General features: G+C 67.9%; 21 protein-coding genes. 6 read left to right on the forward strand and 15 right to left on the reverse strand.

Translation table 11 applies throughout. The annotated features are described in order from the left end of the window. Positions 1-2: 2 nt before the first annotated feature. On the reverse strand, positions 3-293 hold the full coding sequence (yajC, locus tag BLR51_RS14040) for a preprotein translocase subunit YajC (protein WP_089848013.1): 291 nt from the start codon (positions 291-293) through the stop codon (positions 3-5). A gap of 322 nt (positions 294-615) precedes the next feature. Here yajC and BLR51_RS14045 point away from each other — a divergent pair, with 322 nt between their 5' ends. Genes BLR51_RS14045 through BLR51_RS14055 form a run of 3 tightly spaced genes read left to right on the forward strand, consistent with a single transcriptional unit; the run spans position 616 to position 3,347 of the window. Continuing rightward, entirely contained in the window at positions 616-1,296 is a 681-nt protein-coding gene (locus BLR51_RS14045; RefSeq protein ID WP_089848015.1) for a trypsin-like serine peptidase, read from the forward strand. 55 nt (positions 1,297-1,351) lie between these two features. Then, positions 1,352-2,644 (forward strand): serine--tRNA ligase, encoded by a 1,293-nt coding sequence (gene serS / locus BLR51_RS14050; protein WP_089848017.1) that lies wholly within the window; start codon positions 1,352-1,354, stop codon positions 2,642-2,644. 1 nt (position 2,645) lies between these two features. Continuing rightward, positions 2,646-3,347, forward strand: coding sequence for a TspO-related membrane protein (locus BLR51_RS14055; RefSeq protein WP_089848019.1), 702 nt, complete (start codon positions 2,646-2,648; stop codon positions 3,345-3,347). Positions 3,348-3,397: 50 nt separating this feature from the next. Here BLR51_RS14055 and BLR51_RS14060 read toward each other — a convergent pair whose 3' ends face one another. Continuing rightward, a complete protein-coding gene (locus BLR51_RS14060) occupies positions 3,398-4,540 on the reverse strand; it encodes an alpha-D-ribose 1-methylphosphonate 5-triphosphate diphosphatase (RefSeq protein ID WP_089848021.1) in 1,143 nt (380 codons plus the stop codon). 78 nt (positions 4,541-4,618) lie between these two features. Here BLR51_RS14060 and BLR51_RS14065 point away from each other — a divergent pair, with 78 nt between their 5' ends. Continuing rightward, positions 4,619-5,314, forward strand: coding sequence for a DUF1045 domain-containing protein (locus tag BLR51_RS14065; RefSeq protein ID WP_242656731.1), 696 nt, complete (start codon positions 4,619-4,621; stop codon positions 5,312-5,314). Here BLR51_RS14065 and phnN read toward each other — a convergent pair. From phnN to phnG, 9 genes are read right to left on the reverse strand one after another with little or no spacing between them, the layout of a single operon-like run. Beyond that, entirely contained in the window at positions 5,296-5,826 is a 531-nt protein-coding gene (phnN, locus tag BLR51_RS14070) for a phosphonate metabolism protein/1,5-bisphosphokinase (PRPP-forming) PhnN (RefSeq protein ID WP_089848023.1), read from the reverse strand. The two genes, BLR51_RS14065 and phnN, sit on opposite strands and share 19 nt — an antisense overlap. Then, positions 5,823-6,506 (reverse strand): phosphonate C-P lyase system protein PhnL, encoded by a 684-nt coding sequence (gene phnL, locus BLR51_RS14075; protein WP_089848025.1) that lies wholly within the window; start codon positions 6,504-6,506, stop codon positions 5,823-5,825. The genes phnN and phnL overlap by 4 nt, the downstream gene beginning before the upstream one ends. Further along, positions 6,503-7,483, reverse strand: a complete 981-nt coding sequence (locus BLR51_RS14080) for a magnesium transporter CorA family protein (protein ID WP_089848026.1) — start codon at positions 7,481-7,483, stop codon at positions 6,503-6,505. The genes phnL and BLR51_RS14080 overlap by 4 nt, the downstream gene beginning before the upstream one ends. A 1-nt stretch (position 7,484) precedes the next feature. Beyond that, the gene (phnK, locus tag BLR51_RS14085; protein WP_089848028.1) at positions 7,485-8,255 is read right to left on the reverse strand and encodes a phosphonate C-P lyase system protein PhnK; all 771 of its coding nucleotides are present in this window, start codon (positions 8,253-8,255) and stop codon (positions 7,485-7,487) included. Continuing rightward, complete coding sequence (locus BLR51_RS14090) at positions 8,252-9,121, reverse strand: alpha-D-ribose 1-methylphosphonate 5-phosphate C-P-lyase PhnJ (protein WP_089848030.1); 870 nt, start codon at positions 9,119-9,121, stop codon at positions 8,252-8,254. The genes phnK and BLR51_RS14090 overlap by 4 nt, the downstream gene beginning before the upstream one ends. Then, positions 9,118-9,516: a hypothetical protein gene (locus tag BLR51_RS14095; protein WP_089848032.1), complete on the reverse strand. Its 399-nt coding sequence runs from the start codon at positions 9,514-9,516 to the stop codon at positions 9,118-9,120. Before BLR51_RS14095 ends, BLR51_RS14090 begins: the two co-directional genes overlap by 4 nt. Next, on the reverse strand, positions 9,513-10,595 hold the full coding sequence (locus BLR51_RS14100) for a carbon-phosphorus lyase complex subunit (protein ID WP_089848034.1): 1,083 nt from the start codon (positions 10,593-10,595) through the stop codon (positions 9,513-9,515). The genes BLR51_RS14095 and BLR51_RS14100 overlap by 4 nt, the downstream gene beginning before the upstream one ends. Further along, the gene (phnH, locus tag BLR51_RS14105) at positions 10,595-11,164 is read right to left on the reverse strand and encodes a phosphonate C-P lyase system protein PhnH (protein WP_089848035.1); all 570 of its coding nucleotides are present in this window, start codon (positions 11,162-11,164) and stop codon (positions 10,595-10,597) included. The genes BLR51_RS14100 and phnH overlap by 1 nt, the downstream gene beginning before the upstream one ends. Before the next feature lie 2 nt (positions 11,165-11,166). Continuing rightward, the gene (phnG, locus tag BLR51_RS14110) at positions 11,167-11,616 is read right to left on the reverse strand and encodes a phosphonate C-P lyase system protein PhnG (RefSeq protein ID WP_089848037.1); all 450 of its coding nucleotides are present in this window, start codon (positions 11,614-11,616) and stop codon (positions 11,167-11,169) included. A 112-nt stretch (positions 11,617-11,728) separates the two neighbouring features. Between phnG and phnF the strand changes: the two genes are divergently transcribed. Next, entirely contained in the window at positions 11,729-12,448 is a 720-nt protein-coding gene (gene phnF / locus BLR51_RS14115; RefSeq protein ID WP_089848039.1) for a phosphonate metabolism transcriptional regulator PhnF, read from the forward strand. 73 nt (positions 12,449-12,521) lie between these two features. Then, positions 12,522-13,703: an alpha-D-ribose 1-methylphosphonate 5-triphosphate diphosphatase gene (locus tag BLR51_RS14120; RefSeq protein WP_089848041.1), complete on the forward strand. Its 1,182-nt coding sequence runs from the start codon at positions 12,522-12,524 to the stop codon at positions 13,701-13,703. A gap of 174 nt (positions 13,704-13,877) precedes the next feature. Here the strand turns inward: BLR51_RS14120 and BLR51_RS14125 are convergent, their stop codons facing one another. The 4 genes from BLR51_RS14125 to phnD all read right to left on the reverse strand — a co-directional run bounded on the left by BLR51_RS14125 (position 13,878) and on the right by phnD (position 17,652). After that, positions 13,878-14,492: a DapH/DapD/GlmU-related protein gene (locus BLR51_RS14125; RefSeq protein WP_089848043.1), complete on the reverse strand. Its 615-nt coding sequence runs from the start codon at positions 14,490-14,492 to the stop codon at positions 13,878-13,880. Continuing rightward, a complete protein-coding gene (phnE, locus tag BLR51_RS14130; RefSeq protein WP_089848045.1) occupies positions 14,492-15,799 on the reverse strand; it encodes a phosphonate ABC transporter, permease protein PhnE in 1,308 nt (435 codons plus the stop codon). Before phnE (BLR51_RS14130) ends, BLR51_RS14125 begins: the two co-directional genes overlap by 1 nt. Before the next feature lies 1 nt (position 15,800). Then, positions 15,801-16,667: a phosphonate ABC transporter, permease protein PhnE gene (gene phnE, locus BLR51_RS14135; protein ID WP_375342686.1), complete on the reverse strand. Its 867-nt coding sequence runs from the start codon at positions 16,665-16,667 to the stop codon at positions 15,801-15,803. Between the two features lie 79 nt (positions 16,668-16,746). Then, positions 16,747-17,652, reverse strand: coding sequence for a phosphonate ABC transporter substrate-binding protein (gene phnD / locus BLR51_RS14140; RefSeq protein ID WP_089848047.1), 906 nt, complete (start codon positions 17,650-17,652; stop codon positions 16,747-16,749). Between the last annotated feature and the right edge of the window lie 16 nt (positions 17,653-17,668).

The following is a 17,668-nucleotide window of genomic DNA, read 5'->3' on the forward strand; positions in this document are numbered from 1 at the left end:
GATCAGGCTTCTGCGGCGGGTTCGGTCTTGGACAGCACCTGTGCCACGGTGGTCTGCACGATGCGGACGCGCACGCCTTCGGCGATTTCCACTTCCAGCTCGCCGCCTTCCTTGACCTTCGACACCTTGCCGATCAGCCCGCCCTGGGTCACGATCTGGTCACCCCGGCGCAGCGCCGCCACCATCTTCTGGTGTTCCTTGACCTTCTTCTGCTGCGGGCGGATCAACAGAAAATACATGATCCCGAAAATGAGGATCAGAGGAACAAACTGGGCAATTGCGCTGCTATCCATGCGGGGCTCTCCTTGCTGGTCAGGCGGGGCACCCCCCGCAAATTTGGCCGGAACCTATGTGCGAAGCGCCCCGGATGCAAGGCGCCGGATCTTCGCAGATGGACGCTGGCCCGGCCGCACCCTGACCTGACCCCATGAACCTTGGGGAAAGCATGGATCAGGGGACCGTTCGGCCCGTGGCGCCGGGGGGATGTTCCGGGCCTTTTTGTGCGGCTGGGGCTGCTGGGCCACCACATTGGTCGCGCAAAAAGCCGGGCGATGCGCTATGTCACACCCGCTGGCGCAGAAGGCGATCCAGCCACAGGACCGCACATCTCTTGCAATGACACGCCTCGCTCTGCTGCTCCTCATCCTTGCCCTGCCCGTCCGGGCGGCGGAGCTGCCGGTTCTGCCGCAGGATCAGCTGGCGGACTGGCAGGCGGTGGGGCGGGTGAATACGCAGGGTTACCGTCGGGTCGGCATGTGCACCGGCACGCTGGTGGCGCCCGATCTGGTGCTGACGGCGGCGCATTGTCTGCTGGGGCCCGACGCGCGTCCGGTGCGGGCGGCGGATCTGCGCTTTGTCGCGGGCTGGCGTGGCGGCGATCATGCCGGGGTGGCGGAGGTGGCGCGCTACGATCTGCACCCCAAGGCGCTGCAGGGCGAGGCGCTGTCGATCGAGCACGACCTAGCGCTGCTGCATCTGGCCGCGCCGCTTGATCCGCCGCCGGTGCCGCTGGGAACACGGGCCGGGCCGCCCTTTGCCCTGATCGGCTATCACGATCACCGCCCGCACCGGCTGTCGGGGCGGATGGACTGCGGCGGGGGCAGGTCGCACCGGATGCTGCTGCTGGACTGTCCGGTGCGCCCGGGCAATTCCGGCGGGCCGGTGCTGGCGCGGCAGGACGGGCGCTGGCAGGTGGTGGGGGTGGTTTCAGCCCGCTCTGACCATGGCACGCTGGTGGTGCCGCTTGATGGCTGGCTGCGCGGGCAGGTGATGCCGGGCGCCCCCTACCCTCGCTGAGCAAATCAGGGCATAACGCCCCCGAGTCGCCATTTCATGCCAAAGGATCAGGACGATGCACGACATCCGCACCATTCGCGAAAACCCCGCCGCTTTTGACGCGGCGCTGTCGCGCCGGGGTGCCGAACCGCTGTCGTCCCGCCTGCTGGAGATGGACGAGGCGCGCCGCGCCGCCATCCATGCCGCCGAAACCGCGCAGGCGGAACAGAACCGCGCCTCCAAGGAAGTCGGCGCCGCCAAGGGCCGCGGCGATGATGCCGAATTTGAACGGCTGCGCGCGCTGGTTTCCGACAAGAAGGCCGAGGTCGCCGCGATGATGGCCCGCGCCAAGGATCTGGACGAGGCGCTGACCGCGCTGCTGCTGGAAATCCCCAACCTGCCGCTGGACGAAGTGCCCGAAGGCCGCGACGAGGCCGACAATGTGGAGATCCGCCGCTGGGGCACGCCCGCCAGCTTCGACTTCACTCCGAAGGAACATTACCAGCTGGAGGGGGTGACCCGCGGCATGGATTTTGAAACCGCGGCCAAGCTGTCGGGGGCGCGGTTTGTGGTGCTGTCGGGCGCCACCGCGCGGATCCATCGCGCACTGGCGCAGTTCATGCTCGACACCCATACCGAAGAAAACGGCCTGACCGAGACCTGGACCCCGGTTCTGGTGCGCGAGGAAATGATGCTGGGCACCGGGCAGTTGCCCAAGTTCGGCGAAGACAGCTATCAGACGCGGGACGGCTGGTGGCTGGTGCCCACGGCGGAGGTGACGCTGACCAATATCGTCAGCGGCCTGACCGTGGACGAAGACAGCCTGCCGCGCCGCTATGTCGCCCATACCCAGTGCTTCCGCTCCGAGGCGGGCAGCGCCGGGCGCGACACCGCCGGAATGCTGCGCCAGCACCAGTTCGAGAAGGTCGAGATGGTGTCGATCACCCATCCCGACGCCTCGCGCGCCGAACTGGACCGGATGACCGGCTGCGCCGAGGGCATCCTGCAGAAGCTGGGCCTGCCCTATCGCACCGTGGTGCTTTGCACCGGCGACATGGGCTTTGGCGCGCGGCGCACCCATGACATCGAGGTCTGGCTGCCCGGGCAGAACTGTTACCGCGAGATCAGCTCGGTCTCGCTCTGCGGCGCGTTTCAGGCCCGGCGCATGAACGCGCGGTTCAAGCCGGGCGCGGGTGGCAAGCCGGAATATGTGCACAGCCTGAACGGCTCCGGCCTCGCCGTGGGGCGCTGCCTGATCGCGGTGCTGGAAAATGGCCAGCAGGCGGATGGATCCGTCCTGCTGCCCGAGGCGTTGAGCCCGTGGCTGGGAGGCAAGACCCGGCTGACAGCGGAAGGGGCATTGATCTGACATGACACGCATCTGGGCCGTTCTGGTGCTGCTGGCGGCGGTGGCGTTTGCCGCCTCGCCGCTGCTGACGCCGGGTTTCAACGGATTTGACCCGCAGGCCTTTCCGGTGCCGCAGGTCGATCCGCCGGTGCAGCCGGCGGGCTATGCCTTTTCGATCTGGGGCCTGATCTATCTGTGGCTGATCGCGGGGGCGGGCTTTGGCCTGTTCGCGCGCAGCGATTCCGAAGACTGGGCGCCTGCCCGCCCGCCGCTGGTGCTGAGCCTTGCCGTGGGGGCGTTCTGGCTGCCGGTGGCCAACCTGTCGCCGATCGCGGCAACGGTGATGATCTGGGTGATGACGGCTGCGGTGCTGCGGGCGCTGTTCCTGACCGGGGACATGGACCGCTGGTGGCAGCTGTCGCCGGTGGCGGTCTATGCGGGCTGGCTGACCGCTGCCGCCTCGGTCTCGGTCGGGCTGCTGCTGGCGGGCTATGGCCTTCTGGAGGCGACGCCCGCCGCATTGGTGGGGCTGGGTCTGGCGCTCGTGCTGGCGCTGGTGGTGCAATACCGCCTGCACCGCGCGCCGCTTTACGGCATTACGGTGATCTGGGCGCTGGTGGCGGTGATCGTGGCGAACCTGAGCCCGCTCAACATCGCGGTGGCGGGGCTGGCGGTGCTGGGCATCCTTGGCATTCTGGCGCTGCGCGGCACGGATACCGAATAAACGCGCCGCGCCCCATCAGGGGCGCGGCACACTGCCGAAATCAGGCTAAATCAGGCGACGCGGCGGCCATGGCTCCAGACGCCACGGATCACCGGCTGGCCTTCGATATGGGCCACGCGCACCACATCCCCCAGCAGCCCCGGCGCAAGACGCCCGCGATCCTGCAGCCCGGCAGCCTCTGCGGGGGCCCGGGTCACGCTGGCGATGCCGCGCGGCAGATCCTCCCACAGATCCGCCAGCCGGAACGCCGCCAGCAGCAGCGACGAGGGCACGTAATCCGACGACAGGATGTCGAGCAGGTTCAGCTTGGCCAGATCCTCGGCGGCGACATTGCCGGAATGCGACCCGCCCCGGATCAGGTTCGGCGCCCCCATCATCACCGCGATCTGCGCCGCATGGCAGGCCTCTGCCGCTTCCACCGTGGTGGGGAATTCGGCCAGCCGCACGCCATGCCCGGCGCTGGTGGTGACATGATCCGCCGTGGTGTCATCGTGGCTGGCCAGCACCGCGCCCAGACGGCGCGCGGCTTGCACCGCGCCTGCCTCGTGCCGCGCGCCCAGGCTGTCGCGCAGCCCGGTCAGGTTCGCCACATGCTCGGCAAATTCCGCATCCGACAGGCCATGTTTGCCACAGACATAATCCTTGAACTTGCTGATGTCGCGGAACTGGCGCTGGCCGGGGGTGTGATCCATCAGCGACAGGATGCCCACCCGGTCGGCGGCGCCGAATTCCTCCAGCTCCTCCAGCAGGGTTTCCGAACAGATCTCGGCGCGCAGATGCAGGAAATGGCTGATCCGCAACATGCCCGCGCGCCGCGCCTCCAGCAGTTCGCCCGCCAGCGACCGGGCATATTTGCCATAGCGCGTGCGCGAGGCACTGACCACAGAGCCCACGCGCATCGCGTCGAACACCGTGGTGATGCCGGTCGAGGCCAGTTCGCCATCATGCGCAAGGATCGCCGCCATATGCGGCCAGTCCACCTTGGGGCGCGGCTGCATGTGGCGTTCCAGATTGTCGGTATGCAGCTCGATCAGGCCGGGGATCAGCAGATCGCCCGCGCAATCCTCGGCCCCGGCCACGGTGGTGGCGCCGTCGGTGATGTCGGCGATGCGCCCGTCCTGCAGATGCAGCGTGCCGTGGATCACCGCATCGTCCAGAACGATGCGCGCGTTGGTCAAAAGCGTGTTGCCCATGCCTTACCTCAATTCCTGTGTCTTGTCTTGGATCCGGGCGGTCTTCCCGCCGTCATGTTTGCGTGGCAGAACAGGCGCATGACAGATGCCATGCCCCCCTTCCGCCGCTTCGCCGTCTATGCCGCGCCCGATCCCGGGCCGCTGGCCGAATTTGCTGCCCGCTGGCTGGGCTGGGATCCGGTCACCGGGACCGAACCCGCGCCGCCCGATGTGACCGGCCTGCCCCGTCCGCAGGCGGAGATCACCGCCGATCCGCGCAAATATGGCTTTCACGGCACGCTGAAACCGCCCTTCCGCCCGACCGGAAGTCAGGCGCGGCTTGAGGCCGATCTGGCCGCACTTGCCGCCCGGCTGGCCCCCGTCACGCTGGACGGGCTGCGGCTGGCCCGGCTGGGCCGGTTTCTGGCGCTGGTCCCCGAGGGCGACGCATCGGCGCTGGCAGATCTCGCGGCAGAGGTGGTGGCCGCACTCGATCCTCACCGCGCGCCCCAGACCGAGGCGGACCTGGCCCGCCGCCGTGCCAAGGGGCTGAGCCCGCGGCAGGAGCAGAACCTGCAGCGCTGGGGCTATCCTTATGTGATGGAGGAGTTCCGCTTTCACCTGACGCTGACCGGGCCGCTGCCCGGGGACGAGGCGGATCAGGTGGCCGAGGCGCTGCGCCCGCATCTGGCGCCGCTGCTGCCGCGACCTTTCGTGCTGGGCGCGCTGTGCCTTTTCGGCGAGGCAGAGGACGGGCGGTTCCATCTGCTGCACCGCTACGCCCTGACCGGCTGAAGCAGCGCGCGCAGCGCGGCGGCGGCGGTGTCAAGATCGCCGGAATTGTCGATGACATGCACGCAGAGCCCCGGCGGCAGCGGCTCGGCGGCGCGGTCCAGCCGCGCCGCGATGTCCGCTGCCGTCTCCCGCCCGCGCGCGGCAAGCCGGGCCGCCAGCGCCGCACGGGTGGCGGTGACATGGATCACCTCCAGCCCGGGAATGGCCGCCGCCGCAGCGGCCAGATGCTTGCGCGAGCCGTTGAACACCGTGACCGGCGCGCGGGTCAGCTCGGCCTGCGGGATGCCGTAATGCAGCCCATGCGCCTGCCAGTGCAGCGCGAAACGGCCCGCGCGGCGCTGGTCCTCGAATTCGGCGGGCGTGACCGCCTCGTGATCCTCGCCCCCGGCTGCGGGCGCGCGGGTCACCACCCGGCGCACCACATGCAGCCCCGGCAGACCGGGCGCCACGCGCGCCAGCAGCGTGTCCTTGCCCACGCCAGACGGGCCGACAAGGGCAAAGATCCGGCTCATGCCGCGCGGGCCGGGGTGAAGGCGGTGACATCCACCTCGCGGTCGCAGACCGCCTCGCGCGCCTCGGCGTCGTGGAAGATGCCAAGGATGGCGGCGCCCCGCGTCTTGGCCTCGCGGATCAGATCCAGCACCACCGCGCGGTTGGTGGCATCCAGCGAGGCGGTGGGTTCATCCAAGAGCAGCGCCGGAAAGTCATGCGCAAAGCCGCGCGCGATGTTGACCCGCTGCTGCTCGCCCCCGGAAAACGTGGTGGGCGACAGCGACCACAGCCGTTCGGGGATGTTGAGCCGCGCGAGCAGGTCGCGGGCGCGGTCCAGCCCTGCCTCGGTGCTGCCGCCTGCCGCCAGAACCGGCTCTGCCACCACGTCCAGCGTCGGCACGCGCGGCACCACGCGCAGGAACTGGCTGACATATCCCAGCACATGACGGCGCAGCGCGAGGATCTGGCGCGGCTCGGCCTGCGCCACGTCCAGATCGCCGACCCGGATCGCGCCATCCTGCGCCAGATAATTGCCGTAGATCATGCGCATCAGGGTGGATTTTCCCGCCCCCGAATTGCCCACCAGCGCCACGCACTCGCCGCGCGCCACGGACAGGCTGGCCCCCGCCATCACCGGGATCACCGCACTGCCCTGATTGTGCAGCACGAAGGATTTCGACAGGTCGCGGATCTCGATCATAGCCAGTGCTTCCATTTGAAGAAAAGATAGGTGCCAAGCGCCGAGGCCAGCATCAGCCCCAGCACCGCAGGATAGCCCCAGCCCCGGTCGAGCCCGGGCATGGTGGCAAAGTTCATGCCATAGGCCGAAGCGACCAGCGTCGGCGGCAGGAACAGCACCGCCACCACCGACACGATCCGCACCGTGGCGTTCTGCGCCAGATGGATCATGCCCAGCGTCGCATCCACCGCCAGCCCGACCCTTGCCGCCAGAAAATCCGCATGCACGGCAAGCGCCGCCAGATCACGCAGCTCCGCCTTGACCAGCGCCTTCAGCCCCTGCCCGTCCCGGGCGGCGGCAAAATGGTTCAGCGCGCGGTCAAGCGTGGTGGTGGCGGTGCGCACCCGGCTCAGCCGTTCGCCCTGCAGCCCCACCTCCTCCAGCGTTTTCTGCAGCAGGTCGGGGCGGTTGGCGGCATGGCCGGAAAACACCCGGCGCCCGGCTTCGTCCAGCACCCGGCCCGCCTCTTCCAGACTGTCGGCAAGCGAGCCCACGATTTCCGCCATCAGCCCCAGAAAGATGCGGTCCGGCGTGGCGCAGCCCGCAGGCCCCTGACCGGCGCGCAGCGGATAGGTTTCAAAGGCGCGCGGCAGATGGTGGCGCACCGTGATCAGCCGCGAGGGCTGCAGCACGAAGGTCACCGGCCCCGCGATCACATGGCCGTCCGGATCGCGCCCGGGCAGCACCACGGTCAGATAATCGGCGCCATCCTCGTGATAGAGCCTGCTGGAGATCTCGATCTCTTCCATTTCCGACAGCGTCGGCACATGGATGCCAAGCCCCCCCACCGCCGCCACCTGCCCCGAAAGCGGGCGATAAAGATCGACCCAGACCGCATCGGCGGGCAGATCGAAGGCCAGCGTCGGCTCTGCCAGAGAGGGGTTTTCGGTGATGACCCGCGACAGGCCCGCCCCGGTGCTGCGATAGGCAAAAAGCATGTCAGACCTGCAGAACGCTCGACACCAGAAGCTGGGTATAGCCGTGCTGCGGATCGTCCAGAACCTGATCGGTCAGCCCGCTTTCCACCACATGCCCGCCCTTCATCACCATCAGCCGGTCGGCCAGCAGCCGCACCACCGCCAGATCATGGGTGACGATGACGGCAGAGAGCCCCATCTGCCGCACCAGCCCGCGCAGCAGATCCAGAAGCCGCGCCTGCACGCTGACATCCAAGCCGCCGGTCGGCTCGTCCATGAACACCAGCCGAGGCCCGGTCACGAGATTGCGCGCGATCTGCAGCCGCTGCTGCATCCCCCCCGAAAAGGCGCGCGGGCGGTCATCGACCCGGTCGGCGGCAATCTCCACCCGGCCCAGCCAGTCGATCGCCGTCTCGCGGATGTCGCCGTAATGGCGGGCGCCGACGGCCATCAGCCGCTCGCCCACATTGCCACCCGCCGATACGCCCATGCGCAGCCCGTCGCGCGGGTTCTGGTGGACAAAGGCCCAGTCGGTGCGCGCCAGCATCCGCCGTTCGGGTTCCGACAGCGCCAGCACGTCGCGCGGCCCCTCGGCGCGGGTGTCAAAGATCACGCGGCCCGCATCGGGGGCCAGATGCCCGGCAAGACAGGACAGCAGCGTGGACTTGCCCGATCCGGATTCCCCCACAATCCCCATGACCTCGCCCGGCCACAGATCAAAGCTGACATCGCCGCAGCCCAGCCGGGCGCCGTAGCGTTTGGTGACGCCTTCCACCTTCAGCAGCGGGGTCATGCCGCATCCTCCTCGGACGAAAGCGCGCCGCGAAAGCCCCGCGCGCGGCGGGTCGCGCAGTAATCGGTGTCAGAGCAGACGAACATCCGCCCGCCTTCGTCATCCATGATGACCTCGTCCAGATAGCTGCTGCCCGATCCGCACAGGTCGCAGTCATGATCGGCCTTGCTGGGATCAAAGGGATGATCCTCGAAATCGAGGCTGACCACCTTGGTATGCGGCGGCAGCGCGTAGATGCGCTGTTCGCGGCCCGCGCCGAACAGCTGGATCGCGGCACTTTCCAGCCGGGGATTGTCGAATTTGGGAATGGGCGACGGGTCCATGACATAACGCCCCTCCACCTTCACCGGATAGGCATAGGCGGTGGAGATCGCGCCGTTATGGGCGATGTCCTCGTAAAGCTTCACATGCATGAGCCCGTATTCCTCCAGCGCGTGCATCTTGCGGGTCTCGGTCTCGCGCGGCTCAAGAAAGCGCAGCGGTTCGGGGATGGGCACCTGATAGACAAGGATCTGCCCTTCGGTCAGCGGGGTTTCCGGGATGCGGTGGCGGGTCTGGATCACGCTCGCCTCCTCGGTCCGGGTGGTCACCGCCACGCCGCCGGTGCGTTCGAAAAAGCGCCGGATCGACACGGCATTGGTGGTGTCGTCGGCGCCCTGATCGATGACCTTCAGCACGTCGTCGGGGGTCAGGCAGGCGGCGGTGACCTGCACGCCGCCGGTGCCCCAGCCATAGGGCATCGGCATTTCGCGGCTGGCAAAGGGCACCTGATAGCCGGGCACGGCCAGCCCCTTGAGGATGGCGCGGCGGATCATCCGCTTGGTCTGCTCATCCAGATAGGCAAAGTTATAGGCGGCGTCGGTCATGGTTCCTCATCTTCCTCGGCAAAGAGGTAAATCTCGCCCCAGACGATCTCGTCACCGAGTTCGGGGTCGCTGAAGGCTTCCAGCAGGGACAGATCAGGCGATCCGTCCTCGTCCAGCGGCAGGTCGGAGGGCTGGGCGATCAGCTTGATGTCCTCGATGGCCCCCGCCACGCCGCCGCATTCGGTGACATGTTCGGAAAGCAGCACCTCGGCTTCGGCGGCAGAGGTCGCGGCAAGGCAGATCCACAGCACCGCCAGCACCACGTCGCCTTCCGGCTCGTCGCCAAAAAACGGGCAGTCGGTGCCGGGCATGCGGATCACTTCCACCAGCCCGCAATACCAGTCCTGCCCGTTGGGCAGCGCGGGAAGTTTTGCTCCGAAATAGGCCTTGGTCATGTCGCGGGATCCTTTGCTGTCATGGCATCCGCACGCATCCGGCGCACCAGTTCCAGTTCGGACTGAAAATCGACGTAATGCGGCAGCTTGATATGTTCGAGAAAGCCGGTGCCCTGAATGTTGTCGGCATGGGCGAGCACGAATTCCTCGTCCTGAGCCGGGGCGCCGGTATTTTCCTCTCCCAGTTCCTGCCAGCGCAGCGACCGATCCACAAGCGCCATGGAAATCGCCTTGCGTTCCGTCTGTCCGAAGACCAGCCCGTATCCCCTTGTAAACTGGGGCGGTTCTGTCCTTGACCCCGAAAACTGGTTCACGGTCTCGCATTCGGTCAGCGTGACCTCTCCGATGCAGATGGCAAAACCCAGTTCGGGGATCTCCATCTCCACCTCCACCGCGCCGATGCGCAGCTCCCCCACGAAAGGATGGGTGCGCCCGTAGCCGCGCTGGGTGGAATAGGCCATGCCCAGCACGAACCCCTCGTCGCCCCGGGTCAGCGCCTGCAGCCGCAGCGCGCGGCCCGCCGGATATTCCATCGGCTGCCGGGTCATGTCGGGCGGCGTGTCCTCGGTGCGAACTTCGTCCTGTATCAGCCCGTCCTTGTTCAGAAATTCCGTCACGCGCGGCGTGGGCTCCTGCCGCGGCTCCGCCTGCCGCGCGCGCGGCGCCTCGCCCTCGGCGGCCAGGGCAAAATCCAAGAGCCGGTGCGTGTAATCGAAGGTCGGGCCCAGCACCTGACCGCCCGGCACGTCCTTGAAGGTGGCGCTGACCCGCCGGTCGCAGCGCATGGCGCCGGTATCGACCGGGATGGACACCCCCAGCCGCGGCAGCGTGGTGCGATAGGCGCGCAGCAGGAAGATCGCCTCGATCAGATCGCCGCGCGCCTGCTTGATCGCCAGCGCCGCCAGATCGGGATCGTAAAGCGAGCCCTCCGCCATCACCCGGTTCACCGCCAGCGTCATCTGTTCGCGGATCTGCTCCAGCGTCAGTTCCGGGACCGCAGGATCGCCGCGGCGTTCCTCGGCCAGCCAGTCATGCGCCGCCTCGATGGCGCGCTCGCCGCCCTTGACTGCCACATACATCAGGCGGCCTCCACTTTCGTGCTGCGGGGAAGTGCGGCGATGTCGTCGCCGCAGGTAAAGAACGCATCCCAACCCAACGGGAACAGGGCATTATTGCGCTGAAACGCTGCGGTCTCCGGCAGGCTCAGCCGCGCCTCCGTGGCGATGCCCGGCCCGGTCAGCCGCGCGCCATCCGGTGCCAGCCTGTCCATCTCGACGATCAGCGTCACCGCCCGGTCGGGATATTCGGCGGTGCCGATGCGGAACCGCTCCAGCGGTGCCAGTGCCGCCCAAGATCCCAGCGCAAACATCGCCTCCTCCGCCGGAACCAGCGGCGCGCCCAGATGGAAGGCCACCCAGTCGCGCAGCGCGGCGCTGTCGCTGCCCTGTGCCAGATGCAGCGGCGTCTCGCGGTCGCAGAGCGTCAGCAGCAGCACCGACGCGGCCCCCGACAGGCCCGGCGCCTGCGCCCCCGTCACCGGCGCGATATGGCCAGGGCGCGCCATCACCTCGAGTGCTGCGCGAAACGCCCGCGCCGCCTGCACCGGCGCGTCGGAAAATCCGCCCGTCAGGGCCTCCGTGGTCGGCATCGTCATTCTCCCCGCACCATGGTAAAAAACTCCACCTTCGTGGCGGCGGCCTTGGCGGCGCGCTCATGGCGCCGCGCGGCCTCCTCGGCGGCCAGCACCTCCAGCACCTCGGCCCGGATCTCGGCCGCACGCGGCCCCGCCATCAGCGCATCCACCAGCGCCGCGCGTTCGGCATGAGCCCGGTCGCGCCCCATCACATGGGCATGGCCGGTCTCGCCGCTGGCGAGCCGCAGCGTGCAGCGCGTCACCGTCATCTCGCCCAGATTGAACGGCGCGCCGGTGCCGCCCGTCCGCCCGCGCAGCATCACGCCGCCGGTTTCCGGCACGCGCAGCCAGTCAAAGCCCGGCAGCGCCCGCCCCGCCATCAGCGCCGCCAGCCGTGCCGCGGGCGCCCGCGCCAGAAGCCCCATCCAGCCCTGCCGGGCCGCCGTTTCCGTTTCGGTTCCGCTCATCTGGACACCTTGCCGATCTGTCTAGGTTCCTATACAACTAGACAAATACTAGGCGCGACTCGCCCCCGACGGCAAGCGCCAAAGCGTGAAATTTCAATGACAGGAGCCCGCCATGACCCGCAGCCCGGTCTGGTCGACCATCGCCACCACGCTGGAGGCGGAAATCGCGCGCGGCCATTACCGCGCGGGCGACAAGCTGCCCACCGAGGCGGAACTGTCCAGCCGCTTCGGGGTGAACCGCCACACCGTGCGCCGGGCGCTTGCCGATCTGGCCGAACGCGGGCTGGTGCATGCGCGGCGCGGCTCGGGCGTGTTCGTGCGCATGGCGCCGATGGATTACCCGCTGGGCGAACGGGTGCGCTTTCATCAGAATGTCCGCGCCACGGGCCGTCTGCCGGACAAGCGCATCCTGCGGCTGGAAACCCGCCCGGCAGATACCACCGAGGCGCAGGCGCTGGCCCTCGCCCCCGGCGATCCGGTGCTGGTGCATGAGGGCCTGTCGCTGGCGGGCGGCACGCCGGTTGCGCATTTCATCAGCCTCTTTCCGCAATCCCGCCTGCCCGGTCTGGCGGAGGCGCTGCGCGAGACCGCTTCGGTCACCGAGGCGCTGCGCCGCGCGGGTGTGGCCGATTACACCCGCGTCTTCACCCGGCTGACCGCCGAGCCTGCCAGCGCCACGCAGGCGCTGCATCTGAACCTGCGCGAAGGCGCGCCGCTGCTGCGGTCGGTGGGGCTCAACCTCGACCCCGAAGGGCAGCCGGTGGAACAGGGCCACACATGGTTCGCGGGCGACCGCGTGGCGCTGACCGTCAGCCCGGAACATGACGCCTGAGCGCGTCATGCCCCTGACACAGAGAGTCGGTAGAGACGGGAAAAACGCAGAGCAGGCAAGGCAGGTGACTTGCATGACGGCCCAACTTCCCCCCCTGCGCCTGACCGGCGCCACGATCCTGCGCGACGGCATGTTGCAGCGGCGCTCTCTGGTGATCGAGGGCGGTTTCATCAGCAAGGGCCCCCGGCCAGAGGTGGATCTGTCGGGCTATCTGATCCTGCCGGGCATCATCGACCTGCATGGCGACGCCTTCGAACGCCAGATCGCTCCACGGCCCTCAGCGCCCTTTCCCATCGCCTCGGGCCTGCGCGCCACCGACCGCGAGGCCGCCTCGCATGGCGTCACCACCGCATGGCTCGCCCAGTGCTGGAGCTGGGAAGGCGGCATGCGCGGCCCGGATTTTGCCGAAGCCGTGCTGCGCGAACTGGACAGCTACCGCCCGCAGGCGCTCACCGACCTGCGGCTGCAGATCCGCTGCGAAACCCATATGCCCGAAACCCGCGACCGGCTTCTGGCCGCCGTGACCCGGCACCGCGTCGATTACGTCGTGTTCAACAACCACCTGCCCGAAGCGCTGGAGGTGGCGGAACGCGCCCCCGGTCGGCTCGCCGCATGGGCCGACCGCGCGGGCGATGCGCCGCAGGTGTTCCGCAGCCGCCTGCAGGCGGCCAAGGACCGCGCCCGCGAGGTGCCGCGCCATCTCTGCGCGCTGGCCGAGGCCTTCGATGCCATGGACATCCGCTATGGCAGCCATGACGATCCCGATGGCGAGACGCGGGAATATTACCGGCTCATCGGCGCGCGGATCGCGGAATTTCCCACCTCGGTCAGCGCCGCCAAGCTGGCGCGCGCCTGCAACGATCCGGTGCTGATGGGCGCGCCCAATGTGGTGCGCGGCGGCAGTCAGGCGGGCAATGTCTCGGCGCAGCATCTGGTGGCGGCGGGGCTCTGTGACGCGCTGGTGTCGGATTACCACTATCCCTGCCTTGCCGAAGCGGCATGGGTGCTGGTCGACAAGGGCCTGCGCGGGCTGGCGCAGGCCTGGGCGATGATCTCGACCACGCCTGCGGAGATCATGGGACTTGCCGATCGCGGCACGCTGGACCATGGCAAGCGCGCCGATTTTGTGGTGGTCAACGAAGCCACCCGCGCGATCGAGGCCACGGTCAGCGGCGGGCGGCTCACCTATCTGGCTGGCGGCGCGGGGGCCCGCATGGTCTCGGCGCTACAGGAAACCCGGATGGCCGCGGAATAACCCGCCGCCGCCCGCACGCCTCCCGACCGCCGCTCGCCCTAGCGAGTTTTCCCGGACCCGCCCCAGCCTCGGCCCTTGCCGCGTCCGGCTTCATCTTGCCCCTAAACTCCGGGGGTGAATTGGCGCGGCACGCGCCAAGAGGGGGCAGCGCCCCCTCCTCTGCCCACCCGAAACTCAGCCGTGGTATTTTTCCAGAAACGCCTCGATCTCCAGACTGCGGAAATCCTCCAGCCGCTCGCGCAGCAGCGCGTGATCCCAGTCCCACCATGCCAGCGCGCTCAGCCGCTCGGCGATGGGCGGGGCAAAGCGCGGGCGCATCGGCGTGGCGGGCACCCCGGTTACGATCCAGTAGGGCGGCACGTCCTTGGTCACCACCGCCCCCGCGCCCACCACGGCACCGTCGCCGATCGTCACCTCGGGGCGGATCACCGCGCCATGGCCGATCCATGTGTCATGGCCGATGCGGGCACGGCGCGACAGGCGGCGGGCAAAAAACGCCTCGTCCCGCGCCGCGTCGTCCCAGTAATCGCCCGAGCGATACAGGAAATGGTGCAGCGAGGCCTGCTGCATCGGATGATCCGTCGGCCCGACCCGCACGAAGCTTGCGATATTGGCGAACTTGCCCACGCTGGCATTGGCCAGATCGGCATAGCGGTCGCAGTAGGAATAATCCCCCATCTCCACATGGCTCAGCCGCGAGCCGCGCCCGATCTCGACCCAGCCGCCGAAGCTGCAGTCCGCGATCTCGCAGTCGGGATGGATCAGCGGCTCGCGTCCCAGCCGCGCCATCACGAGCCCCGGATCAGCTTGCGGCGCAGCCAGCCCGACAGGCTGTCCATCGCCATGACCATCAGCACCACCAGCAGGATGTAATAGGTCACCTCTTCCCAGTCCTTCTGGGTGATCATCGCCTGCGTCAGCAGCAGGCCGATGCCGCCGCCGGTGATCGCGCCGATGATGGTGGCCGAGCGGGTGTTGGATTCAAGGAAGTAAAGCACCTGACTGATCAGCACCGGCATCACCTGCGGGATCACCCCGAAACGGTAGCGCTGCAGCGGCTTGGCCCCGGTGGAGGCGACCCCTTCGATCTGGCGGCCATCGACGTTTTCCAGCGCCTCCGAGAACAGCTTGCCGAAGCTGCCGGTATCGGTGATCAGCATGGCCAGCGCCCCGGTCAGCGGGCCGGGCCCGAAGGCGCGGCTCAGCACGATGGTCCAGATCAGCCCGTCCACCCCACGCAGGAAATCGAACACCCGCCGCGTGGCAAAGCGGAGCGCCCCCAGCGGCGCAAAATTCCTGGCCGACAGGAAGGCCAGCGGCAGCGCCACGATGGCGGCCCCCATGGTGCCCAGAAAGGCCATCAGCAGCGTCTCGAACAGCGCCCAGGCCACATCGGCGTGGCGCCACATGCCGTTCTGCCAGAAATCATGCCATGCCCCGGCCAGATTGCCGCGCGCGGGATCGATCTGGTCGCCGAACAGGATCTCGGTCAGGCCATGGCCATGATAGGGGCTGTCCAGCGTGAAGAAGAACAGCTCCCAGCCGGGGAAATAGCGGAACACCTCGGTCTTGGCGCGGGTCAGCGCCACGCGCGCCTCGGGGCGGGTGATCTGCACCCGCGAGGAGGAGGCGGAAATCCACTCGGGCAGCCCGGTTTCGGGCAGGTTGGTGACGAGGCTGCGCCCGTCAAGGCGGCCCTCGATCAGCCCGTAGCCCGGCACGTCCCAGACAAAGCCGTTCTCCGGCAGCAGCAGGATATGCTGGCCCTCGCCCAGATCGACACGGGTGGCCTCGCCCTCGGGCGTCACCCAGTCGGGCGAGGTGCCTTCGGCATAGGCGCCCTTGCGCTCGCCCTCGATGGCGATGTCGATCCCGCCGGAGCGGTTGTCGCGGGTGACATGGGTCTTGTAGCTCCATGTGTCCGACAGCAGCGTCTGCGCATTGTCCATGCGCGCGCGTTCCGCAAGGCCGGGCAGGTCGAAGGCGAAGAAGACATAGACCAGATAGGCCAGCACCAGCGCGGGCAGGCCGAAGCTCAGCAGCTTCTTGCGGGTGAACAGCCGGTCGGCGGAGGCGTAAAGGGCGGCATCGGCCATGTCAGTGACCCTTCGATCTGGAGGTGATCATCATGTGCCGGACATGGCCGGACAGCTGGTCGAAGACCACGATGGTCAGGAACAGCAGGATGAAGATGGCGGCGGCCTCGTCGAACTTGCCCTGCCCCCAGGACATGGTGTTGCGCAGCTCGTAGCCGATGCCGCCCGCGCCGACGAAGCCAAGGATGGCCGAGGCGCGGATGTTGATTTCGAAGCGCATCAGCGCATAGCTGAGGTAATTGGGCGAGACCTGCGGCACCACGCCCAGCCACATGCGCTGCAGCCATGTGGCGCCCACCGAATGCAGCCCCTCGACCGGCTTCAGATCGGCGTTTTCATTGACCTCGGAGAAAAGTTTCCCCAGCGCCCCGGCGGTGTGCAGCGCGATGGCGATCATCGCGGGCACCGGCCCGCCGCCCAGCACGAAGATCAGCACCAGCGCCACCACGATCTCGGGCACAGCGCGCAGCAGATCCATCAGCCGCCGGAACACCGGGATCAGCCGCGGCCAGCGCGCCAGTCCCCTTGTCGCCAGCAGCGACAGCACCATGGCCCCCAGCGTGCCCAGCAGGGTCGACACGGCGGCGATGTTGACGGTTTCCACAAGGGCGGGGAAATATTTCACCAGATAGCCCGGCAGCAGGTTCAGGCGGGGGATGGTGTCGCGCACCACATCGGCCGGGAAATCAAGGATATGCGGCAGCCCGTCCCAGAACCCGCCGGCATTGCGCCCGTCGGCCAGCAGGAATCCCGAAACCATGAGCAGCACGAAGACCGCCATCAGGATGCCGCCGTAAAGCCTGCGGCGGGCGGTCAGCGCAAGGTAATGCGCGCGCGTGTCAAAGGGAGCGTCGGGCATCTGGGTCATGCGGGCTTCCGGATCAGGGGGGGACAGACAGGCAAAGGGGCCCCGCGTCTGCCGCGGGGCCCCGGATCAGGAGCGTGGATCAGTTGGACTGCGACTGGCGCGCCGCGATGATCGACAGGTAGTTGTCGTGGGTGATCGGCTTGAAGCCAAGGCTTTCACCGGCGGAGATGTTGTAGGTGCAGTCCTTGTCGGTCTCGTACATGTTCTGCACCAGTGCCGTCATCTTTTCCTTGACGTCGGCGGGCAGACCCTTGCGCAGCACGATCGGGCCTTCGGGGATTTCCTTGGAGCGCCAGATTTCGACCAGATCGTTCATGTCGATCAGGCCCGCATCCACGGCCTTGCGCAGCGAGCCGGAGTTGTAGCCGTCTTCCCAGTTGCCCTGGCCATCGGCCCAGGTCACGCCCGCATCCACATCGCCATTGTTCACGGCGACGATGGTCTGCTCGTGACCGCCGACAAACTTCACTTCCTTGAAGTAGTCACCGGATTCCATGGTGATCCCGTCCTTGTACTGGGGGATTTCCACGGCGGGGATCAGGTAGCCGGAGGTGGAGTTCGGATCGCCGAAGGCGAAGACCTTGCCTTCCATGTCGTCCAGCGAGGTGACGCCGCTGTCCTTGCGGGCAAAGCCGATGGAGTAATAGCCGATGGTGCCGTCCATGTTGACCTTGACCAGCGCGGGTTCCACCGCCTCGGGGTCGGACAGGTAGATCGCGGCATAGGCGGAGGCGCCGAGCCATGCCATGTCGATGGTGCCGCCCAGCAGACCCTGGATCACGCCGTTATAGTCGGCGGGAGCAAACAGCTTGGCGGGGACGCCCAGCGTTTCTTCGGTGTAGTTCTTCAGGCATTCGTGGTTGTTCAGACGGTCCTGGGCGTTTTCGCCGCCAAGGATGCCGATGTTGAACTCGGTGATGTCCTGCGCCTGAGCCGCGCCCACAAGGGCGGTGGTGGCAAGCATCGCTGCGAAGATGGTCTTCATGGTCTTCCCTCTCGGT

Source organism: Salipiger marinus (assembly GCF_900100085.1).
Taxonomy (GTDB): domain Bacteria; phylum Pseudomonadota; class Alphaproteobacteria; order Rhodobacterales; family Rhodobacteraceae; genus Salipiger; species Salipiger marinus.